General features: G+C 72.6%; 13 protein-coding genes. 3 read left to right on the forward strand and 10 right to left on the reverse strand.

The window, feature by feature from the left end:
• Complete coding sequence (locus IPL61_24525; GenBank protein ID MBK9034393.1) at positions 1–786, forward strand: hypothetical protein; 786 nt, start codon at positions 1–3, stop codon at positions 784–786.
• 52 nt (positions 787–838) lie between these two features.
• Here IPL61_24525 and IPL61_24530 read toward each other — a convergent pair whose 3' ends face one another.
• The gene (locus IPL61_24530; protein MBK9034394.1) at positions 839–1,945 is read right to left on the reverse strand and encodes a fatty acid desaturase; all 1,107 of its coding nucleotides are present in this window, start codon (positions 1,943–1,945) and stop codon (positions 839–841) included.
• A 312-nt stretch (positions 1,946–2,257) separates the two neighbouring features.
• Between IPL61_24530 and IPL61_24535 the strand changes: the two genes are divergently transcribed.
• On the forward strand, positions 2,258–3,007 hold the full coding sequence (locus IPL61_24535; GenBank protein ID MBK9034395.1) for a deoxynucleoside kinase: 750 nt from the start codon (positions 2,258–2,260) through the stop codon (positions 3,005–3,007).
• An 11-nt stretch (positions 3,008–3,018) separates the two neighbouring features.
• On the opposite strand, the gene IPL61_24540 is transcribed toward IPL61_24535, so the two are convergent.
• The 5 genes from IPL61_24540 to IPL61_24560 form a co-directional block, all read right to left on the reverse strand.
• Positions 3,019–3,867: a hypothetical protein gene (locus IPL61_24540; protein MBK9034396.1), complete on the reverse strand. Its 849-nt coding sequence runs from the start codon at positions 3,865–3,867 to the stop codon at positions 3,019–3,021.
• A 153-nt stretch (positions 3,868–4,020) separates the two neighbouring features.
• Entirely contained in the window at positions 4,021–4,464 is a 444-nt protein-coding gene (locus IPL61_24545; protein ID MBK9034397.1) for a polymer-forming cytoskeletal protein, read from the reverse strand.
• 47 nt (positions 4,465–4,511) lie between these two features.
• On the reverse strand, positions 4,512–8,336 hold the full coding sequence (locus IPL61_24550) for a serine/threonine protein kinase (GenBank protein MBK9034398.1): 3,825 nt from the start codon (positions 8,334–8,336) through the stop codon (positions 4,512–4,514).
• Between the two features lie 225 nt (positions 8,337–8,561).
• Positions 8,562–11,177 carry a protein kinase gene (locus IPL61_24555; GenBank protein MBK9034399.1) on the reverse strand — a complete coding sequence of 872 codons (2,616 nt, stop codon included), beginning with the start codon at positions 11,175–11,177 and terminating at the stop codon, positions 8,562–8,564.
• 8 nt (positions 11,178–11,185) lie between these two features.
• The gene (locus IPL61_24560) at positions 11,186–12,205 is read right to left on the reverse strand and encodes a hypothetical protein (GenBank protein MBK9034400.1); all 1,020 of its coding nucleotides are present in this window, start codon (positions 12,203–12,205) and stop codon (positions 11,186–11,188) included.
• 113 nt (positions 12,206–12,318) lie between these two features.
• On the opposite strand from IPL61_24560, the gene IPL61_24565 reads away from it, so the two are divergent.
• Positions 12,319–12,723 carry a response regulator gene (locus IPL61_24565; protein MBK9034401.1) on the forward strand — a complete coding sequence of 135 codons (405 nt, stop codon included), beginning with the start codon at positions 12,319–12,321 and terminating at the stop codon, positions 12,721–12,723.
• A gap of 1,191 nt (positions 12,724–13,914) precedes the next feature.
• Here the strand turns inward: IPL61_24565 and IPL61_24570 are convergent.
• The 4 genes from IPL61_24570 to IPL61_24585 are packed head-to-tail and all read right to left on the reverse strand — an operon-like array spanning position 13,915 to position 20,450.
• On the reverse strand, positions 13,915–16,371 hold the full coding sequence (locus IPL61_24570; GenBank protein ID MBK9034402.1) for a TonB-dependent receptor: 2,457 nt from the start codon (positions 16,369–16,371) through the stop codon (positions 13,915–13,917).
• Positions 16,368–18,296: an OmpA family protein gene (locus IPL61_24575; protein ID MBK9034403.1), complete on the reverse strand. Its 1,929-nt coding sequence runs from the start codon at positions 18,294–18,296 to the stop codon at positions 16,368–16,370. Before IPL61_24575 ends, IPL61_24570 begins: the two co-directional genes overlap by 4 nt.
• Positions 18,293–19,387, reverse strand: coding sequence for a hypothetical protein (locus IPL61_24580; GenBank protein ID MBK9034404.1), 1,095 nt, complete (start codon positions 19,385–19,387; stop codon positions 18,293–18,295). The genes IPL61_24575 and IPL61_24580 overlap by 4 nt, the downstream gene beginning before the upstream one ends.
• Before the next feature lie 40 nt (positions 19,388–19,427).
• A complete protein-coding gene (locus IPL61_24585) occupies positions 19,428–20,450 on the reverse strand; it encodes a hypothetical protein (protein ID MBK9034405.1) in 1,023 nt (340 codons plus the stop codon).
• Positions 20,451–20,567 lie beyond the last annotated feature (117 nt).

Genomic DNA, 20,567 nt, shown 5'->3' on the forward strand with positions numbered 1-20,567 from the left:
ATGCGACGCGCGCTCGTGCTCGTGCTTGTCCCCGCGCTCCTGGCCGCGTGCGGGGCCGACGACAGCGCCGGACCAGTCGACGCGGCCATGGTCGACGCCGCGCTCGTCGACGTCGCGGACACCGACACCTCGCCGCCTCGCTTCGACGCGTTCGGCCCCGACGCCGCGGCCGCCGGCTTCGGCGCGCTGTCCGGCCAGTGCGGCGTCTTGACGCTGGCCGAGCTCGACGGCACCGACCCGCTGTGGTTCCAGGGCGAGTTCACGTTCGACAACCGCTACGACGACCCGGCCGAGCGCCCGCAGCTCACGCCCGGCGGCCAGTACATGATGTCGGTGCCCAACGCCGGCGGCAGCTCGGTGTTCTCGGAGGTGTTCGCCTACGAGTGGCTGGCGCGGTGCGAGCAGGCCACGCTGCTCAAGACCGAGACCGAGATCGTCTACGACGTCGTCGGCAAGAAGGTCGACATGCTCGTCGAGATCGACGGCCGCAAGGTCGGCGTCAGCGTCACCCGGGCCATGACGTTCCCGCTCGGCGACCCGTACACGCTCGCGGCCGCGACGACGCTGTTCGAGCGCAAGCTCGACGACATCCAGCTCGCGACCGAGCAGGTGTCCGCGGGCGATCGCTGGTCCAAGCAGATGCTCACGGTCATGGCCTACGACCTGCAACACGCCCAGGTCGCGATGGAGGCGTGGTCGATGCTCGACGCCGCGACCAAGGACGACACGCTCCTGGTGGTCGCCGTCACCAACGGCGACGACCTGTTCATCTACACCGACATGTGACGGGCGGCGCGACCGCGCGTCAGGATCCTGATCAGGATCAGGTCGGCCAGGCTCAGGTCGTCGGGCCCGGGGCCAGCGCCGGGGCGCGCACGTCCGGGATCGGGCGCTCGGGCAGGTCCGCGGCGGCGAGCTGGGGCGCGCGCCCCGGCGTCAGCGTCGGCCAGGTCTGGCCGGTGCGCGGATCGATCAGCGTCTCGGCGTCGCGGTAGACCCGCGCGGTGCGGTGCAGCGCGGCGACGGCGCTGGTGAGCGGCATGGACTGGTAGCGCTCGGGCCAGTGGCGCATGAGCGCGGCGCGGACCGCCGGCGCGTGGCGGGTGCTCATCGCCGGGAACAGGTGGTGCTCGACGTGGAAGCCGAACCCGAGCGTGAGCCACTCGAGCGGCCGCGGCAGCGTCACGCTGAGCGAGTTCGCCAGCGGATCGTTGACGTCGGTCATCGGGCTCAGGCCGTGGTTGGTGAGGATGTGGCCCATCACGATCACGTTGCCGAGCAGGAGCGGGATGACGTAGACGAACAGGAACGCGAGGGGCCCGACCAGCCACGCCACCGCCGCCCACAGCAGCACCGCCGCGACGGTCTCGACGACGACCTCGGTGAACGCGCTCGGCGACAGCCAGCCACGACCGCGGGCGCTGAACAGGATCTGCTTGCTCTGCCCGGTGTACCCGAGCAGCAGGCTCAGGATCCCGGTCCAGCGGCGCCCGCCGAGCGCGAACGAGTCGGTCGCCACCCGGACGGTGCGGCTCGCGCGGTACGCGTCGAGCATCGGGTACATGTCGGGATCGCGCTCGCGCAGGTTGGTGCGGCCGTGGTGCTCGCGGTTGTGCCAGACCACCCACAGCCGCGGCGACACCATGAACGGCGCGAAGCCGATCCAGCCGACCGCGCGCTTGAGCCAGCCGGTGCGGACGATGCCGCCGTGCAGGGTCTCGTGGGCGACGAAGGTGATGCCGGCGAAGCTGACGCCGATGACCAGCGAGGCCACGACGATCAGCGGCCACGGCAGCCAGCCGCGGGCGACCGCCAGGGTGGCCATCACGATGATGGCCAGGTGCACCGGCAGCCAGAGCAGCCGCGAGCGGGCGGGCGCGAACGTCGACGCCGGTAGCTCGGCCTTGAGCCTCCGGGCGTAGTGGGCGATCGGGTACAGCTGCATGTCGCCAACGTGGCGCGTTCGCGACGTAACCGTGGTCACGATCACGCCACGAGGCGGTCAGGCTCTCGCGAGGATAGGCGCGCCCGTCGACGACGCTCCGCGTCGAACCGGGGTGGTCGGACCTTGGCATCGAGCCGCGATCCGGTGAGCCAGCGGTGCCGCCTCGACGACGGCGCCACGCCGCTGAGGTTGTCCTCACGCCGGGAGTGGCGCGGCCCGCGCGAGAGCCCCGATTTCACGCCCGCCGGAGCACCAGGGCGCCGGGGCGTCAGACCGCGGTGGCAAGGTCGGCCGGTGCAGGTCGACTCGCCCGTGTCCATGTCCTCGCCGATCGCCCCTGCCCCGGTGACCCGGGGCGCTGGTCCGGTCGCGGCCGCGCCGCCGGTCCCCGCGCGCGGCGCCAAGGCGGTCGACGACAGCCTCGGCACGATCTTCATCGGCATCGCCGGGATGATCGGCGCCGGCAAGTCGACGCTGGCGACCGCGCTCGGCGGCCACCTCGGCATCGACGTCCACTACGAGCCGGTCGCCGACAACGAGTACCTCGCCGACTTCTACCGGGACACGGCGCGCTACTCGTTCGCGATGCAGGTGTACCTGCTCAACCGCCGGTTCCAGCAGCACCAGGAGATCATCTGGCGCGGCCGCTCGGCGGTGCAGGACCGCACGATCTACGAGGACTCGATCTTCGCCAAGATGCTGGCGGCGACGGGGCTGATGGAGGAGCGCGACTACCGCACCTACCAGCAGCTGTTCCGGCACATGGCGAACTTCATGTGCAAGCCGAGCTGCATCATCTACCTCGACGTGTCGCCGGCCAGCTCGCTCGAGCGCATCCAGCGCCGCAGCCGCGACGTCGAGGCCACGATCAAGCTCGAGTACCTCGAGGCCCTCTACGAGGGCTACCAGGAGTTCGTGCAGTCGATCTCCAAGGTCGTGCCGGTGATCCGCGTCGACTACGACCGGTTCGCGACCGCCGAGGAGATGGCCGACGTGATCCGGCGCGAGTACCTCGACGTCAGCTTCCTGCGCCAGGCCACGCGGTTCGATCCGACGCGGTAGCGGCGCGGCGTCTACAGCGGGTACGCGGTCGAGCACGCGCCGATCGGGCCGCTCTGCGCCGTCGCCGGCCGGACCCAGCCCGAGCCGTTGCACTGGTACCAGGCGCTGTTCGAGGCCGACTGCACGCACGCGCGGGCGACGACGCCGCGGCCGAGCGTGGCCGACTGGCACCAGTCGTAGCTGGCGGTGCAGCCGGCGGTGCCGGACCGGGCCTGCCAGGCGCCGTCGACGCACGCGAACCAGCTGCCGGCGGCGGTGCGGACGCAGGTGCCGGCGGCGACGTCGCGCGCGAGCGTGGCCGAGGTGCAGGTCGCGGCGCTCGGCGGCGGCGGCGGCGGGTTCGGCGTCGGCGCGTCGCTGCACGGGCCCAGCGGGGTCGAGCGCGCGACCTCCTCGACGGTGACGGTCTTGCGATCGCTCCAGCCCAGGCCCGAGGTGCCGTACAGGTACTGCGCGACCCGCGGCGACACGTCCATGATCGGGCGGGCCGCGGCGCGCTCGACGCACACGTCCGGGCCGTAGTCGTCGGTCTGGGCGACGACGCACTTGCCGTTGGCGCGGATCGCGACCCGGGCGCCGCAGCCGTACCGCTGCCGCGACGCCGCGTAGTACCAGGTGCCGTCGGCGCGGCCGCCGCACGACATGCCCTGGGTGTCGCTGCCGCCACCGAACGTGGTGATCACGTAGGTCTTGTCGGCGGGGACGCTCGCGTCCGCCTGGCCGTGGCAGCCGGTCAACGCGAACGTCGACGCGACGCTGGCGCCGGCGGTGGCGTCCTCGTCTTCGAAGCCCGACTCGACGACGACGTCGGTCGCACAGGCACCTGCGAGGAGGGTGAACGCGAGCCAGGCCGAGCGCATGGCGCGGAGCATTTGCACCGCCCGTGCCGGCCGTGCGTGGCGTCGAGCCCCGCGGATTCGCTCGGGGCCGGTCGGCGCCTGTCGACCGTGGGTTGCAGGCGCAGGCCCCGCTGCAACCTGACGTGGGCACCGCCAGCGGCGGCGCGCCCGCTGCTACTTGACCGACTTGGGGGCGTCCTTGGCCGGGCCGTCCTTGGCCGGGCCGTCCTTGGTCGGCGCCGACGGCGCCACGACCTTCTGGCCCACCGCCCCCTCCATGAACGAGCGGCCCTCGAACAGCACGCCCTTCTCGACCATCAACGACGGCGTGTGCAGGTCGCCCTTGACCCGGCCCGGGGCCAGCACCTCGATGCCGCGCTTGGCCCGGACGTTGCCGACCAGCGTGCCCTGGATGATCACCTCGCCGATGTCGATCTCGGCCTCGACGTAGGCGCCCTCGCCGATGATCAGCGTGTCATCGGAGAAGATCTCGCCCTTGAGCTTGCCGTCGATGCGGACGGTGCCCTCGAAGGTGAGCTTGCCCTCGAACGAGGTGCCGCGTCCGAGCAGGGTGTTGATCTCGCTGACGATGCCTTCGCGTCGGGCCGGGACGGTCATGTTGGGCGGACGGTAGCGGATCCGCCGGGGCGGATCCAGCGGCGACGCTACAGCGCGGCGGCGATCGCGCGGACCCGGTCGCTGATGGCGGTCGCGCTGTCGACCCGGGCGTGGGCGTCCTTGGCCAGGCAGTCGGCGATGAGCTGATCGAGCGCCGGCGGCGCCTCGGGGCACAGGCTCGACAGGATCGGCGGCGCGGTGACGAGGTGATGGTGCATGACGTTGCCGTCGATGAACGGCGGCCGCCCGGTGCACAGCTCGAACAGCGTGCACCCGGCCGCGTACAGGTCGGCCCGGTGGTTGATGTTGGTGCCGCTGACCTGCTCGGGCGCCATGTACAGCGGCGTGCCGCGCACGTCGGTCTGGCGGATCTCGATCTCGCGCATGACCCGGGCCAGGCCGAAATCGCCCAGCTTCACGACCTTCTCGCGCGAGATGAAGATGTTGGCCGGCTTGATGTCGCGGTGGATGACCTTGCGGCTGTGAGCGTAGGCCAGGCCGGTGCAGAGCTGATCGATCACGCCCAGCGCCTGGCGCAGGCTCAGCCGACCGCGATCGGACAGGAGCTTCTCGAGCGTGATCCCGTCGACGAACTCCATGATCATGAACTGCTCGAGCCCGTCCGAGACCTGATCGTAGACCGCGACGATGTTGGGGTGGTTGAGCTGGGCGAGGGCCTTGGCCTCCTGGACGAAGAACGCCATCGCGTCGGGGATCTCGCGGACGGCGCGGGCCATCAGCTTGACCGCGACCGTGCGCTCGAGGTGCAGGTCCCAGGCGCGGTAGACCACGCCCATCGCGCCGCTGCCGAGCTCGGCGTCGAAGCGATACCGACCGAGCACGGTCGACGCCAGCACCGCGTCGGTGACCGCGGTGATGCGCTGCGACGCCCCGGGCGCGTCGGGGGTGCCGGCGGCCATGCCGGCCGCGGTGGCCGCGACGCCTGACGCGAACCCGGCGGCCATCATCTGGGTCGGCGCCGAGGCGACGACCGGGGCGATCACCACCGGCGCGGGCGCGGCCGCGGCCGGCGGGCTGGTGAGCATCGCGCCGATCGAGCCGTCGATGACCGGCGCCGACGCCGGGCCGTGCTCGGTCGGGGCCAGCGTCAGCCCCTCGGACACCTCGGCCAGCCGGCGCTCGCGCGGCAGGTTGATGATCACCTTCTCGATCTTGGCGGCGCTGATCGGCAGCTGCTTCTCGATCCGCATGTCGCCGGGATCGATGTAGAGCGTGTGGCTGCCGATCGTGGCGTAGAGCGTGACCTGGCCGCTGGCGTCGGTGTAGACCCGATCGGCCTGGCCGTCGTCGAGCCAGATCGCGACGCCCTGGCGGCGCTCGTCGTGGATCGTCACCTTGACCTCGGCCACCGGCAGGCCCAGGTCGAACCGGGCGTCGACGTGGGCGCCGCGGCCCACGGTGACCTGCTGCGAGTGCATCGGCGGCACGATCCGATCGCCGAACTCGCGGGTGTAGACGCCGTAGACGTGGACGTACCAGGTGCCGGGCGACACCCGGAACGTGGTGCGGTCGGACGGCAGGCGCGCGCTGGTGTCGGACAGCTGGTGGCCGGCGCGCATCGTGTCGCGCCGGAAGGCGCCCGTGTCGCTGATCGTCGGCCGTCGCGCCGAGCGCGACAGCTCGATCGCGAGGACCTCGTCGCTGCCGTCGGGGTCACGCTCGATCGTGACGACGATCCGGCTGCGCCCGCGGACGATCCACGCCACCGCGAACAGCGCCAGCACGCCCAGCGCCAGCGCGATCAGGATCAGGCGATCCTGGTTCCAGCGCACCAGGCCGGTGGCGCCGCCGTCGAACGAGGCCTCGAACGCGCGGGCGTTGGCGACGCCGCGCTGGAAGTAGATCAGGCGCACGTGGGCGCGGCCGCCGTCGCTGGTCAGCCGGTACAGGAGCAGGTGGGTCGCGCCGAGGTCGGCCGCGACCGCGGTCAGGCGATCGACGTCGATCGGCTCGGCGATCCACGCCGGGCCACCGGCGACCACGACGTGGCCGGACGCCTGCACGACCGCGGTCAACGCCGGGCCCAGCCGGGCGGGCTCGGCGACGCGCAACGTGAGGAGGCCGGGGCCGGGGCCGCGGACGCCGATGATCGCGATCCGGCCGGCGGGATCGAGCGCCAGCGGCGGCAGCATCGCCTCGAGCTCGCGGCGCAGGCGCGTGCCGCCCGGGGGCAGCGCGGTCGTGGTCGCGGTCGGCGGCGCCTTGCTCGTCGGGCCGGTCGACGTCAGATCGACGACCGTGGCGACGCCGGGCGAGACGCGCTCGGCCAGGGCGCGGTCGGCGCGGGCGCCGGCGGCGTCGCCGCCCTGCTCGAGCACGATCGCCCGGGCCCGCAGCAGATCGGCGCTGGCGGGCGCCGCCACCCGGGCGCGATCGATCGTGACGCGCGCCGCCGCGGCGTCGCCGCGCGCCAGCGCGAGCTGGATCGCGACCAGCTGCTTCTCGACCGAGTCGTCGGGCGCGGTCGCCAGCAAGCGCTCGGCGGTGGCCCAGTCACCCCGGGCCAGCGCCACCCGCGCCAGCTCGCGCTCGGCCCGGGCCGCGGTGAAGGCGTCGCGCGCCTCGTCGAGGCGGCGGGCGGCGAACGCCAGCCGACCGCGGAACAGCTGGGCCTCGGGGTCGTCGATGGCCGCCGCCAGCCACACCTGGACCGCGGTCGCGACCGCGCGCGGATCGGCGCGGCGGGCGGCGAGCTCGGCGGTGAGGCGCAGGCCATCGCGGTTGCCCTCGGCGGCGGCGCGCACGACCGCCGGCTCCAGCTGGTTGAGCTCGGCGTCGTCGAGATCGAGCGTGTGGACGGCGGCCAGCGCCGCGAACGCCCCCCGGTGCGCGACGCGCAGCCCGAGCACCGAGGCCAGCCGGGCCCACCGCGGATCGGTGCGGGCCTGCGCCAGCGCGCGCTCCTCCTCGGCGGCGGGCACCGCCCCCGCGGGCAGCGCGACCACGAGCGCCAGCGCCGGGGCGAACGGCTGCGGCGCCGCGAGCAGGCGCCGCACCGCCGCGGTCACGGCCGCGCGATCACCGCGGGCGTGGGCCAGCCGCGCGGCCGCGACGTCGAGCCACGGCTCGCGCCCGCCCTTGCCGGCCAGCTCCCGGGCGGCCTCGTCGAGGGCGGCCCCGGCCAGGCGCGCGAGGGCCCGGGCCGCGCGCTCGCGCGGGGACGAGCCGGGCGCGAGGTCGAGCACGTCCTTGGGCGTGCCCGCGAGCTGCGCGATCGTCAGCGCCGACGGCTGATCGGCGGCGGCGCCGGCCCAGCCCGGGCGCAGCGCCGCCGCGATCGCCGACACCCGCAGCGCGATCACCGGATCGCCCGCGGCGACCACGCGCGCGGCCGCCGCCAGGTCGCCGCGCGCGACCGCGTGGGCCGCGGCCACGAACGGCCGCAGCTGCCCGACCGAGGCCGCCGGCACGGTGCCGCCGCCGCCGATCGCGGGCGCGACCACCGCCACGATGGCCCGGGTCAGGCCGACCGCGTCGCCGTCGCCGGCGCTGGCCGTGCCGGCCGCGACCACAGCCCCGGTGCGATCGACCGCGAGGATCGACGCCTGCAAGCTGGTCCCGACCCGCAGCAGATCGCACGCGATCACCGTGTCCGCGTCGAGCGCGGCCATGCCGGCGCCGAGCGCCGCGGGCTGATCGATCGGCAGCGCGACCCGCGCGAGCTCGCCCGGCGCCACGACCGGTCGACCGGCGCGATCGAGCGCGGTGCGCAGGAGCAGCGTCACCGCGCCCGCCTGGTCGTCGAGGTCGACCTCGGCCCGGACGTCGACGACGACGACGCGCCCGGCGGCCGCGTCGCCAGCGAGCGCGGCCACGGCCGCGACGACGACGAGAGCCCCGGCGCGCCGCATGTTGGTGATCATACCGTGTCGGTCGCCGCCGCGCTCACCGACGGAGGCCGAAGTCGACCGGCCGCTCGTCCTCGTGGCCCCCGCGTCGGTCGCCGCCGCGCTCACCGACGGAGGCCGAAGTCGACCGGCCGCTCGTCCTCGTGGCCCCCGCGTCGGTCGCCGCCGCGCTCACCGACGGAGGCCGGCTGCTCGTCCTCGTGGCCCCCGCGTCGGTCGCCGCCGCGCTCACCGACGGAGGCGGACGTCGACCGTCTGCTCGTCCTCGTGACCCCAGGTCAGCTGCCGGTGCTCGGGCGCGTAGTCCTTGAGGCGCAGCTCGACGTCGGTGGCCGAGCCCGGCGTCAGATCGCGCAGCTCGATCGGCGTGCGGCCCTTGAGCGCGCCGTTCAGGTAGACGTCGGCGCCGGGTGGCGTCGAGGTGATCTTGAGCTTGACGGTCTGGGCCGGCAGGAAGGCCAGCACCTTGACCTCGCCGCCGCCGTCGGGGATGAGGACCGTGTCGTGGAACGGCTGGTAGCCGGCCAGGGTCACGTCGATGTCGTGGCGCGCGCCCGGCGTCGTCCGCCACACCACCGGCGTCTTCTCGGTGAGCGCCTTGCCGTCGACCGACACCAGCGCGCCGCTCGGCTTGGACTCGATCACGATCGACGCGGGCGTCGGTGGCGGCGCGCCGCCGCGGATGATCAGCACCGCCGCGGCCACGCCCCCGCCGATCAGCACCAGCGCCAGCAGGGCCCGGACCAGCCACGACCGGTTCGAGCTGATGCGGTACTGGGCGGGGACCTCGTCGATCTCCAGCGCCTGGAGCTGGCCGCTGGTCGTCGGCGGCGGCGCGCCGTACGGGAACGGATAGCCGGGCATGCCGGGCATGCCGGGCGCCGGCTCGCTGCCGTAGGCGTAGGGCATCAGGTGCGCCGGCAGCCCGGTCGGGAAGGCCTGCGGGTGCTGCGCCTGCGGCTGCTGCGCCTGCGGCTGCGGCGGGTACGCCGGCTGCGGCGGTTGCGCGTAGGTCATCGGCGGCGGGGTCGCCACCCACGGCATCGGCGGCACCGCCGCCGTCCCGGGCGAGGTCGGCGCGTCGAACGCCGGATCGAGCGAGCCGGCCGCGGGCATGGCCGGCAGCTGGCGGCCGGGCACGCCGGCGCGCCCGCCGGCCGCGCCGGTGGTGCTGGTCGACGTGGACGGCTCGGCGGTGGTCGACGGCACGCCGTCGGACAGGGGCGCGCCGGCCCCACGCGCGACCCGCGGCATCGGCGCGCCGGTGTCGTGGCTGCCGACGATCGCCCGCAGCACCGACGGCGGCGGCGGCGGCGACGCCGGCGGGCGCAGCGACGTCACGCCCCCGGCCGGGGTCCGCCGCGACTCGCGCGGGCGCCGCAGCTCGCTGACCGACGGCGTCGGCGTCATCGCAGCGAGGGCCGGCGGCGGCTCGCCGCGCCGCCGCGGCGCGGTCGGGACCTCGGCCACGGCCGCGCTCGGGAACGCGTCGCGGGTCTGGGTCGGCCCGCCGTCGTCCTCGAACATGCCGGCGTCGCCCGGCACCTGCTCGACCACGGTCGGCTCGTAGTCGTCGCCGAGGTCGGCGACCGACCGGGCCGCCTTGCGCAGCCCGCGCGGCCCGTCGAACGCGGTCGGGCCCTCGTCGGGGCGGCCGGTGATGAGCGTGCTCTCGATCTCGCCGTCGACGTCGGCGATCGGCAAGGTGCTGGCGGTGATCATCCGCGGCGACGCCCGCGCCGCCTGCGGATCGGGCGCGCCGCGCCTGGTCGGCTCGAGCTCGTTGACCCGGAAGATGACGCTGTTCTCGTCGCCCAGCTCCGAGCGCTGGGTCACGAGGGTGTTGCGCCGGATCGCGCTCTCCGAGCGCGCCCGCCGCGGCGCCACCACCGGCGCGGTCGGCGCGATCTCGACCTCGGGCTCGTCGGTGCCGAGCGCCTGGTTCAGGTGCCCGGCCACCTTCGTCGCCGAGAACACCGGCGAGTAGGTGTGCAGGAACCGCTCGAGGTCGGTGGCCAGCTCGCCGGCGCTCGGGTAGCGATCGGCCGCGCGCTTGGCCAGCGCCCGCATGACGATCCGCTCGAGCTGCGGCGGCACGTCCTTGCGCAGGGTCCGCACTGGCCGGATGTCCGCCTTCCGGACCATCTCGAGCAGGCGCGGGATGTCCTCCTCGAGGTACAGCATCTGGCTGGTCAGCATCTCGTACAGCACGATGCCGGCCGAGAAGATGTCCGAGCGGTGGTCGATGCGCTCGCCCCAGGCCTGCTCGGGGGACATGTAGTAGTACTTGCCCTTGATCACGCCGACCGCGGTCTGGCGCGCCTTCATCGTCGCCTTGGCGATGCCGAAGTCGACCAGCTTGACCTCGCCCGCCGTCGACACCAACACGTTCTGCGGCGACACGTCGCGGTGGACGATGCCCATCGGCTGGCCCGAGCCGTCGCGCTTGCGGTGGGCGTAGTCGAGCCCGTTGGCCATCTCCTTGGCCACGAACGCGGCCACGTCGACCGGCATCTCGAGATCGCGCTCGGAGCCCTTGCGCAGGATCTGGTAGAGGTCCGCGCCGTCGACGAACTCCATCACGATGTAGTAGGTCTCGCCGACGCGCCCGAGGTCGAAGGTGTGGGCGATGTTGACGTGCTGCAGCTGCACCGCGATCTTCGCCTCGTCGACGAGCATCTCGATGAACTGCTCGTCCTGCGCGAAGTTGGGGTGGATCATCTTCAGCGCGACGAACTTCTCGAACCCCGCCAGGCCCCGGGTCTTGGCCAGGTGGATCTCGGCCATGCCGCCGACCGCGATCTGGCGGACGAGGTGGTACGGGCCAAACGGGCGATCGACCATCGCGGGTGTCAGGGTTGTGAGTCGACGTCGAGCTCGACCGCGGCCTCGTCGCCGTCGTCGCGGCCGGCGGCGTTCTCGGGCGTCGGGCCCTCGCGCAGGAGTTCGGATTGGCCCGGGTGGACGAACATGCCGACCAGCCGCAGCGGCGCCTTGGCGCCGCGGTCGAACGTGCACACGACCTCGGTGGCGATGCCGTAGGCGACGTTGACCAGGTAGCTGGCCGCGGCGTTGGCGACCAGGTACAGGCCGAGGCCGGCGCCGTAGGTCTTGCGGTCGATCTGCACCGGCGAGTGCAGGCACTTCTCGATGTAGGAGAGGATCGTGTTCTTGGCCAGGCGGCCGAAACGATCGCGCACGGCGATCGCGAACTGGCTCTCGGTCGCGGCGTAGCGGATCGACACCGGCCGCGGCGACCGCGACCGGGTGCGATCGTGGGGATCGACCTCGGCGAAGACCTGCTTGCCGTCGTCGTCGACCGGCGCGTCATAGAGCGCGTTCATGAGCAGCTCTTCGCACACCGAGCCGATCGCGCTGCGCACCTGTCGGCGCATCTTGGCGTCCTCGGCGAACTGCAGCACGGTGTCGATGGCCTTGCCGCGGCCCTCGAAGTCGCGCAGGCGCATGTACTGCACGGGCGTCCCGTCGGGGAGGTACTTCTCGATGCCGAAGATGTCGCCGGTCAGGAGCTTCTGGGCGGTGACGAACACCCCGCGGTCGAGCTCCTCGCCGACGATGACGTGGTTGACCCGGTGGTCGCGCAGGTACGACGTGAGCTCGGCCAGGGCCGCCTTCGGCGTGACCACCGCGGCGTGCGACTTCTGGCGCAGGCGCGGCACCAGGGCGTCGACGAGGCCGACGTCACCTTCGTCGGTGTCGATGAAGACGTACCGGTGGGGGATGATCTCGCTCTCGATCGCGTCGAGCGAACGCACCGCGTCGACCTCCGCGCCCGCCCGCTCGAGGTTGGCGACGATCCGCCGGAGCTGATCGAGGTTCGGCGAGATGGCGAGGACGCGGCGTTTCGACAAAGACCCCTCAGTGGCCAAGGCATTTGAGCTTATCGGCAATCCTACCCGGGCGGAAGCCGCCCAGCTGGTATTCCCCGGTGACGACGGGTCGGTTGGTGTGCCACCATCGACCCATGACGGCGGCCCGCCTGCGCCTCCTGGCGGTCGACGACGAGCCCGACATCCTCGACTTCCTCGAGCGGGCGACGCGCCATCGCTTCACCGTGACCCGGTGCGGCAACGGCGAGGACGCCCTGGCGCTGCTCGAGCGCGAGCCGTTCGATCTGCTCATCACCGATCACAAGATGCCGCGGCTCACGGGGCTGGAGCTGCTTGAGCGGCTGGGGCCGCGCTACCCGACGATGGCGCGCATGCTGCTGTCCGGCTACACCGACGTGCCCGAGGTGCAGCGGGCCGGGACGGTCGGCCAGGTGCATCACTACGTGGTCAAGCCGGTCGACTCGCGGACGCTGCTGGCGGGCATCGACCAGGCGTTCAAGGTGCGGTCGGGCGAGGCCGCGTTCGTCGACGCGAGCTAGGAGGGTGGCTGGGGCTGGGGGCGCTGGCTGGCTGCGGGGAGCGGGGTCGGTGGCGCAGGCGGTGGCGCGCCCCATGGGCCGTGCTCAAACATGCCTCGCGCTGACGAGACCCCGGGCGCGGTGCGCGCGCGGAGCGGTGAGTTGAACGAGGTGACGGCGGGGGCGCTGCGGAACTGCGCGCGGCCCATGAGTGCGCCACCTGGCGCCACGGCAGGGGCTCGCGCCGGTACGTGCGCGACCGCCCGCCGCCCGGGGGCCGCGACGCGGGTGGCTGCGATCGGGCGCGGGGTCGGTGGCGCAGGCGGTGGCGCGCCCCATGGGCCGTGCTCAAACATGCCTCGCGCTGACGAGACCCCGGGCGCGGTGCGCGCGCGAGCGGTGAGTTGAACGAGGTGACGGCGGGGGCGCTGCGGAACTGCGCGCGGCCCATGGGTGCGCCACCTGGCGCCACGGCAAAGGGCTCGCGCCGCGGTGTGCGCGACCGCCCGCCGCCCGTGGGGGCCGCGACGCGGGTGGCTGCGATCGGGCGCGGGGTCGGTGGCGCAGGCGGTGGCGCACCCCATGGGCCGTGCTCAAACATGCCTCGCGCTGACGAGACCCCGGGCGCGGCGCGCGCGAGCGGTGAGTTGAACGAGGTGACGGCGGGGGCGCTGCGGAACTGCGCGCGGCCCATGGGTGCGCCACCTGGCGCCACGGCAAAGGGCTCGCGCCGCGGTGTGCGCGACCGCCCGCCGCCCGTGGGGGCCGCGACGCGGGTGGCTGCGATCGGGCGCGGGGTCGGTGGCGCAGGCGGTGGCGCACCCCATGGGCCGTGCTCAAACATGCCTCGCGCTGACGAGACCCCGGGCGCGGTGCGCGCGCGAGCGGTGAGTTGAACGAGGTGACGGCGGGGCGCTGCGGAACTGCGCGCGGCCCATGGGTGCGCCACCTGGCGCCACGGCAAAGGGCTCGCGCCGCGGTGTGCGCGACCGCCCGCCGCCCGTGGGGGGCCGCGACGCGGGTGGCTGCGATCGCGTGCTCGAGGCCTCGCCCTGAACGCTCCGGGCCCTCGCGCTGAACGCTCCGAGTCGCCCACGACCCTCGCGCTGAACGCTCCGGGCCACCCACGGCCCTCGCGCTGAACGCTCCGGGCCGTTTCGGGTGGGGGCCCCGGCGTATGCCGGGGGAGGGTCTTTTCGAAAGACCCTCTACTCAGTACGTGTACTCGGCCGACAGGTAGGCGCGCCAGTCCTCCCACGGGTTGGGCAGGAACTCGAGGCGGGGCTCGTAGTCGGAGAACACGTCGGGCTGGTAGTAGCGGGCGTTGAAGGCGTTGAACACCGTGCCGCGCACGATCAGCTTGCGCGAGGCCATGTAGGTGAGGCCGAGCGACAGATCGGCGGCGGGCGGCAGGCGATCGAGGACGAGGTCCGACGGCGCGCTGCGGATGCCGGTCGGCGAGACGCCGCCCTGGGGGTTGACGATCGTGCCCTCGAGGATCGGCATCCCCGTGGAGGGATCGACCTCGCCGGGACCGGCCTCGTGGTAGCCGCGGTACTCGATCAGGCGGTTGGGATCCTCGATCGCGCCGATCACGCGCAGATCGGTGGTGAGCGACAGCTTGTCGCTGAGCAGGCTCCAGACCCCGGCGAGGTGGAACATGTGCTCCGGCAGCGACTTCTGGATGCCCTTGTCGGCCGTGTTGACCCGCAGGAACGTGTAGGCCAGCTCGATGCGGTGGCCGCCGACGACGTAGAGCTTGGCGAGCGCCTCGGCCGAGTGGATGCCGCGGTCCGCGGTGTTCTCGTAGCGGCCCGAGACCACCTGGATGGTGTTCTGCAGGCGGGTGTAGGAGTAGTCGACGCGGAACGACAGCTCGCGGATGCGGCGCTTGCCCTTGAAGATACGGGCGTTGACCTCAGCCTGGGCGGCGTCGGAGGTCTCGACCTTCAGGTCGGGGCGACCGTCGATCTGGACGGCCTCACCGTTGGAGTTGGTGTTGTTGAACACCGGGGGGCGGAAGCCCTGCGCGAAGTTGAGCTTGAGGTGCCAGTTCGGGACGAAGTTGTAGACCGCCGTGCCTGAGAACAGCGTGGTGAGCGGGTAGCTCTGGTTGCCGAGGCGCTCGGGCGCGGCCTGGACGCGGACGCCCGCGTCGAGGATCAGCTTCTTGCGCGGCCGCCACTGCGGGTTCAGGTAGGCGCCGAGGATCGTGCGGCTGGCCGGGAACGCGAACGTCAGCGGACAGCCGGCGATCGCGCGGGAGGCGCCCGGGTTTTCGGGATCGGGCTCGCGCGGGCACGGCAGCGGCAGGCGATCGAGGTCGTACGGGCCCAGGAACGACGCCTCGATGCCGTCGCCCTGGCGCGACCGGGTCACGTCGTTGAGCGCGAACTCCTTGAACGCCTCGCCGCCGTACTGCAGGCGCAGGTTCGATGGCAGCTCGATGTCACCTTCGACGGCGCCGCCGGCGCGGTACGTGGTGGCGTTGAACCGGAAGGCGAGGCCGCCCTCGAGCAGGCCCGCGATCGGCGCGAGCACGCCGATCTGCGCCGAGTCGCGCACGAACTGGGTCAGGTAGGCCTGCAGCTTCAGGCCGGCGCGGCCACCGGCGAAGCGGTCGCGGTACTCGAGCACCGCGTAGCGATCGAAGTAGTTGAGCTGGTTGTCGCGGGCCTTGCGGTCCTTGTCGACGCAGCCGTCGGAGGGACCGGTCGGGGTGCAGCGCTGGTCCTCGGGCAGGGTCTCGCGCACGACGAAGCCCGGGAAGCCCAGCGGCGTGTGGCGCTCGATGAACGGGACGTAGGCGCGGAACTGCAGCTTGTCGTAGGTGAGCTTGGTCGAGAAGTTGAACAGGTAGCTGCGCGGCGGCGACGCCTTGGTCAGCGGGCCGTAGTAGTCGACCGAGTTGGGCTGCGGCAGCGGCGCCGAGAACCGGTGGGCCGGCATCTCGAAGCCCGCGCCCTCGTAGGTCTCGAACGCACCGTGCACGAACGCCTTGAGCTTGCCGTCGAGCAGATCGGGCAGGCCGGCCATCGCGTAGACGCGGCCGTTGGCGCGGTCGCCGTCGCCGTGGCCGAGCTGGCCGCCCATCTCGACGCCGTCGACGTCGTCGGCGTCCTTGGTGATCACGTTGACCACGCCGAGGAACGAGTTGGCGCCCCAGAGCACGCCGCCAGGGCCGGTGATGACCTCGATCCGCTTGATCGTCTCGAGCGGCTGGAGCCGGTTGAGCGTGGCGATGTTGATGAACGGGTCGAACAGCGACACCGAGTCGTGCAAGAACTGCAACGCCTGGGGCGTGCCGCGGGCGGTGTTCTGGGCGAACTGGCTGTGCAGCAGGCCGTTGCGCTGGAACCCCGGGACGGTGTCGATGACCTGATCGATCGTCTGGAACTGGCGATCGCGGATCTCGTCGGCGGTGAGCACCGTGACGATCGCGGGTGCCTCCTGGACGGTCGTGACGCCCTTGGCGGCGCTCTGGACGACGTTGGCCAGGTCGAGCTCGGCGTCGGACTCGCCGCTGCCGTCCTCGCCCACGCCGCCGACGTCGACGATGACCAGCGGCACCTCGATGTCGATCGGGGACGGGCCGTCCTGGGCCGCGGCCCGGCCGGCGCCGATCCCGACCAGCGCGACCGCCGTCATCAGTTTGGCGAAGCGGCTCATGGCGTCCTCTGCTGCGACTTGATGAAGTCGACGCGGTCGTTGATGGCATCGGTCGGGAGGCTGGCGCCGAGCGGTCGGTCGGAGCCGAGGCCCACCGCCTGGATCTGCGCCACCGGCACCCCCTGGGTCACCAGGTACTCGAGCACCGCCTGGCCGCGCTTGCCGGCCTGGTCCTTGTCCTTCTTCTTCTGGGACGCGATGGTCCGGGCGTTCTTGGACTTGGTGCCCAGCGCCACGTGGACCTCGATGCGCACCGACAGCTTCTTGTCGCGCACGATCGCGGCCACCTGACCGAGGATGACCTTCGACGCCGGCGTCAGCGCGGTGCCGCTGAACTCGATCTTGTTGCCGCGCAGGTCGATGCGATCGACCGCCTCGACCGGGCCGGTCTGGGTGCGGACGTCGGGGCAGCCGTCGTCGTCGTCGACGCCGTTGACGGTCTCGGGGTCGTCGGGGCACTTGTCGTTCTTGTCGGCGAAGCCGTCGCCGTCGTTGTCCTCGTCGGAGCAGCCGTCGCCGTCGTCGAAGCCGTCGATGTCCTCGGCGTCGTCGGGGCAGCGGTCGGCGATGTCCTGGATCCCGTCGCCGTCGTTGTCGCGCTCCGGGCAGCCGTCGTCGTCCTGGTAGCCGTCCCGATCCTCGGGCTCCTCGGTGCACTGGTCGTTGGCGTCGACGACGCCGTCGCCGTCGTTGTCGAGGTCGGGGCAGCCGTCGTCGTCCTGGAAGCCATCGTTGTCCTCGCTGTCCTCGACGCAGGCGTCGCTGACGTCGGGGATGCCGTCGCCGTCCTTGTCGCCGCGTCCGACCCGGGCCTCGCTCGCGGGCTGCGGCGACCAGACCGCGCCGACCAGCACGCTGAAGTCGTCGCCGCGGGCGCCGGTGATGCCGTAGGTGGCGGCCGCGGTCGCGGTGACGTGGGGGTTGACGCGGTAGTTGAGGCCGGCCGCGGCGTAGGCGGCCAGGTCGCCGGCCTTGCCGCCGGCGAAGTAGTCGGTCGACTCCAGGGTCGAGCAGCGGCGGCCGTCGACGCGGGTGCAGCTGCCGTAGGTGACCGCCGAAGGCAGCGGCACGAACCCGACCACCTCGACCGAGGCCACGACCGCCGGCGACAGCTCGACGTTGGCGCCGACGCCGGCGGTCAGCTCGGAGCCGACGTCGAGGACCACCTGCGCGGCCTGCTCGGGCGTCTGGGTCACCGGCAGCGTGGCCTTGTCGTAGGCCTCGAGCACCGTGCGCTGACGGATGCGCGCGCCGAGGTTGGCCACGAGCTTGGTGGCGTGCAGGCGATCGAACCGGTAGTCCGCGGTCACGCGCGGCTCGAACACCAGGTTGCGATCGCCGAGGAACATCTCGTCCTCGCCGAACGGCAGCACGACGGTCACCATCGCGGCGGCGGCGAGGTTGGATCCCTCGAGGAACTGGTACTTGCCGGACGCGCGCACGTCGAGCGGGCCCGACAGGCCCTGGGGCTCGTAGCCGCCTGACTGGTCGATGTTCGTCAGCGGGCGCAGCGAGATCATGCCGGTCGAGGGCGTCGCGGACTCACCCTGGAAGCGGCCGCGCTGACCGTAGCCGGGGCCGGTGTCGGTCCGATAGACCGCGGCGGCCAGGCCGATCGCGACCTTCTTGGACACGGTCAGGCCGAACGCCATGTCGAGCGTGACCAGGTAGTCGAGGACCGCGTCGTCGCTGTCGGCCCCGATGCCGGGCACGGCGACGTTGAACGGGCCCTTGCCGTAGCCGAGCCACATCTTCCACGACAGGTCGTGCTTGACCGGCAGGCGCGCGCCCTCGAGCGAGAGCACGCCGCTGCCGTCGATCGACGGCCGGAACAGCGCGGCGTCGACGCCGGCCGCGGGCGAAGGATCCGCGACGGCCGTGCCGGCCAGCGCGGCGACGACGAGGACAGCGACGAGGCGCCTCACGGGCAGATGACCTGCCCGTTACGGGCTTCCTTGACCTGCACGAACACGACGCCGCGGATGCTCGCGGCCAGCGAGTTGGGCCAGGTGCACCCGGCCGGCTCGGCCCCGACCCCGTCGTGGGCGGTGGGCGAGGGGGCGTTGATGACCAGGGCGCTGCCGTTGGCACCGGTGACGGACTGGGTGCCGGCGATGTCGACGGAGTTGCGCTCGGGGCCGGCGTCGGTGAAGTAGTAGTCGTCCGCCGGGATCGGATTGCTGTTGCGCCGGACCCGGACGCCGGCGACCGGCATTGCGCCGTGGCGGAAGATCATCGCGATCACCCCGCGGGTGGCGAAGCTCTCCCCGGCCAACCCGGCCGACCAGGCGGTGTCGGTGGCCTTGCGGGTGATGAAGGCCTCGAAGCCGCGGGCCGGGACCGCCTCGCCGTCGGGCAGGGCCACGCCGGTCAGCACGTGGGTGTCGGCGACGCCGTTGGCGTCGTCGATCCCGATGCCGGTGAAGCCGAGGTTCGACGGCGGCACGTTGATGGCGGCGTAGCGGCCGCAGTCGTCGACGGTCAGGAGCCCCGGCACCAGCGGCGTCGGGTTCGACGAGGTCGCGAAGTCGAGCGCGTCGTAGAACGTCAGCTTGAGCGAGCACGGCCCGTCGGCGGTCGGCGCATTCGGGTTGCACACCGTGCCGGTCGCTCCGACGGCCGCGACCACGGCCCCGGTCTGGGTGTCGTGGATGCGCCCGCAGATGCTGGTGTTGGAGCCCGAGGGGGTCGGGCATGGCAACTCAGGCGCGCACCCGGTCTGCGTGCCGGTGCCATGGCACGTGACCACGCCGGTCACGGGGTCGGTCTCGGCCGTCGTGTTGTCGGGGTCGCACACCACGACCATCTCGGGCTCGCACTTGCCGTCGGCGCCGAGCACGGTGCCCTCGCCGCACTGGGCCTGGCCGACCTGATCGTCGGCCGGCACGCACGTGCCGTCCTTCTCGATCGTGCCGTCGCCGCAGTCGACGGGGTTGCAGCCGAGCCCGGTCACGCCGCCGAGCGCCACCGCGAACGCGCTGGTCAAGATCGGCTTCCATTTGGTCAGGTGGTGCATAGCGAGGCTCCGTTCGAGAGAAGCGTGCGCGCAGGCCGCGTCAGAAGTGGACGCTGTCGTCGCCGAGGTTGGGGAAGATGACCATCGTGGCGGCGATGCGCGGGTTGGTGGCGTGGTACATCGGCACCGTCGTCACCCCGCGCACGACCGACTTCGGCCGTCCCTGCATGTACAGGTAGCCGGTGTCGCTGCGCTGATCCATCGGCACCGAGGCCGGGAAGTCTGGCGCGCCGTTGTGGTCGAGATCGTCGTACTGCCAGTTGAGCAGGTACGCGTCGAGCCCGACCAGGTTCTGGTGGACGAAGAAGCTCGAGCCTCCGACGAAGCCCTGGTTGACCGGGTTCATGCCCTCGACCATGCCGAAGAACCTGCCGTTGAGCGGCAGCGTGAACACCTTGTCGGAGCCCTCGTACCAGTCGGGGTTGTCGGCCCAGGCGCGCTTGCACAGCGCCAGGCGCTGCGCGTTCGACGCGGCGTCGACGCACGTCGGCGGCGGGACCAAGAGCGGGTCGGCCCCGGGCTGGCCGACGCACGCGGTGCCGATCGCCGGGTAGCGGTAGTTGGCGAAGCTCGAGACCACCTTGAGCGCGCCCTCGACCTGCGGCAGGTTGGCGACGCGGCGGTCGGCGGTGAGCACGTCGATCACGTCGTCGCGATTCTGGTTGGGCGCGAACGGATCGGTGATGCCGGTCGCGGTGCGGACCGCGGCGGCGTACTGGGTGACGTGGATGCCGGGGAAGCGCGTGTCCTCGAGATCGATCAGGCACGGCGAGCTGGTGTCGATCACCGAGCGCACCATGAACTCCTGCACCTCGAACAGGTAGCTGCGATCGACCACCGGATCGCCGCTGGCGTCGATCACGATCGTGCCGTCGGCGTTGGTCTGGTAGACGAGGTCGGCCGCGTAGAGCACGTAGTGCGTGTTCTCGGGCGGCTGATCCGGCGCCGGCACGCCACCCGGGCGGGTGTTGGTCTGCACGCCACTGGCGAGATCGAGCTGCACGTTCGATCCATCGAACGCCTCGACGCACCCCGTGGCGCCGACGACGGCGACGAGCAACAACCTGGCAACATCAACGCGCACGCGACGGGCGATTCGCATGGTCCCCTCGGACACCCGGGTGTCCTGATGAAAAAAATGATAGCCGGACCACAGTTCATGAGTCAACGCGTGCGCGCA

It is taken from the genome of Myxococcales bacterium, assembly GCA_016717005.1.
GTDB lineage: Bacteria > Myxococcota_A > Polyangia > Haliangiales > Haliangiaceae > UBA2376.

Coding starts and splice junctions, on each gene's coding strand:
- IPL61_24525 (MBK9034393.1), top strand. CDS start 1: ATGCGACGCGCGCTCGTGCTCGTGCTTGTCCCCGCGCTCCTGGCCGCG.
- IPL61_24530 (MBK9034394.1), bottom strand. CDS start 1,945: ATGCAGCTGTACCCGATCGCCCACTACGCCCGGAGGCTCAAGGCCGAG.
- IPL61_24540 (MBK9034396.1), bottom strand. CDS start 3,867: ATGCGCTCGGCCTGGCTCGCGTTCACCCTCCTCGCAGGTGCCTGTGCG.
- IPL61_24545 (MBK9034397.1), bottom strand. CDS start 4,464: ATGACCGTCCCGGCCCGACGCGAAGGCATCGTCAGCGAGATCAACACC.
- IPL61_24550 (MBK9034398.1), bottom strand. CDS start 8,336: ATGCGGCGCGCCGGGGCTCTCGTCGTCGTCGCGGCCGTGGCCGCGCTC.
- IPL61_24555 (MBK9034399.1), bottom strand. CDS start 11,177: ATGGTCGATCGCCCGTTTGGCCCGTACCACCTCGTCCGCCAGATCGCG.
- IPL61_24565 (MBK9034401.1), top strand. CDS start 12,319: ATGACGGCGGCCCGCCTGCGCCTCCTGGCGGTCGACGACGAGCCCGAC.
- IPL61_24570 (MBK9034402.1), bottom strand. CDS start 16,371: ATGAGCCGCTTCGCCAAACTGATGACGGCGGTCGCGCTGGTCGGGATC.
- IPL61_24580 (MBK9034404.1), bottom strand. CDS start 19,387: ATGCACCACCTGACCAAATGGAAGCCGATCTTGACCAGCGCGTTCGCG.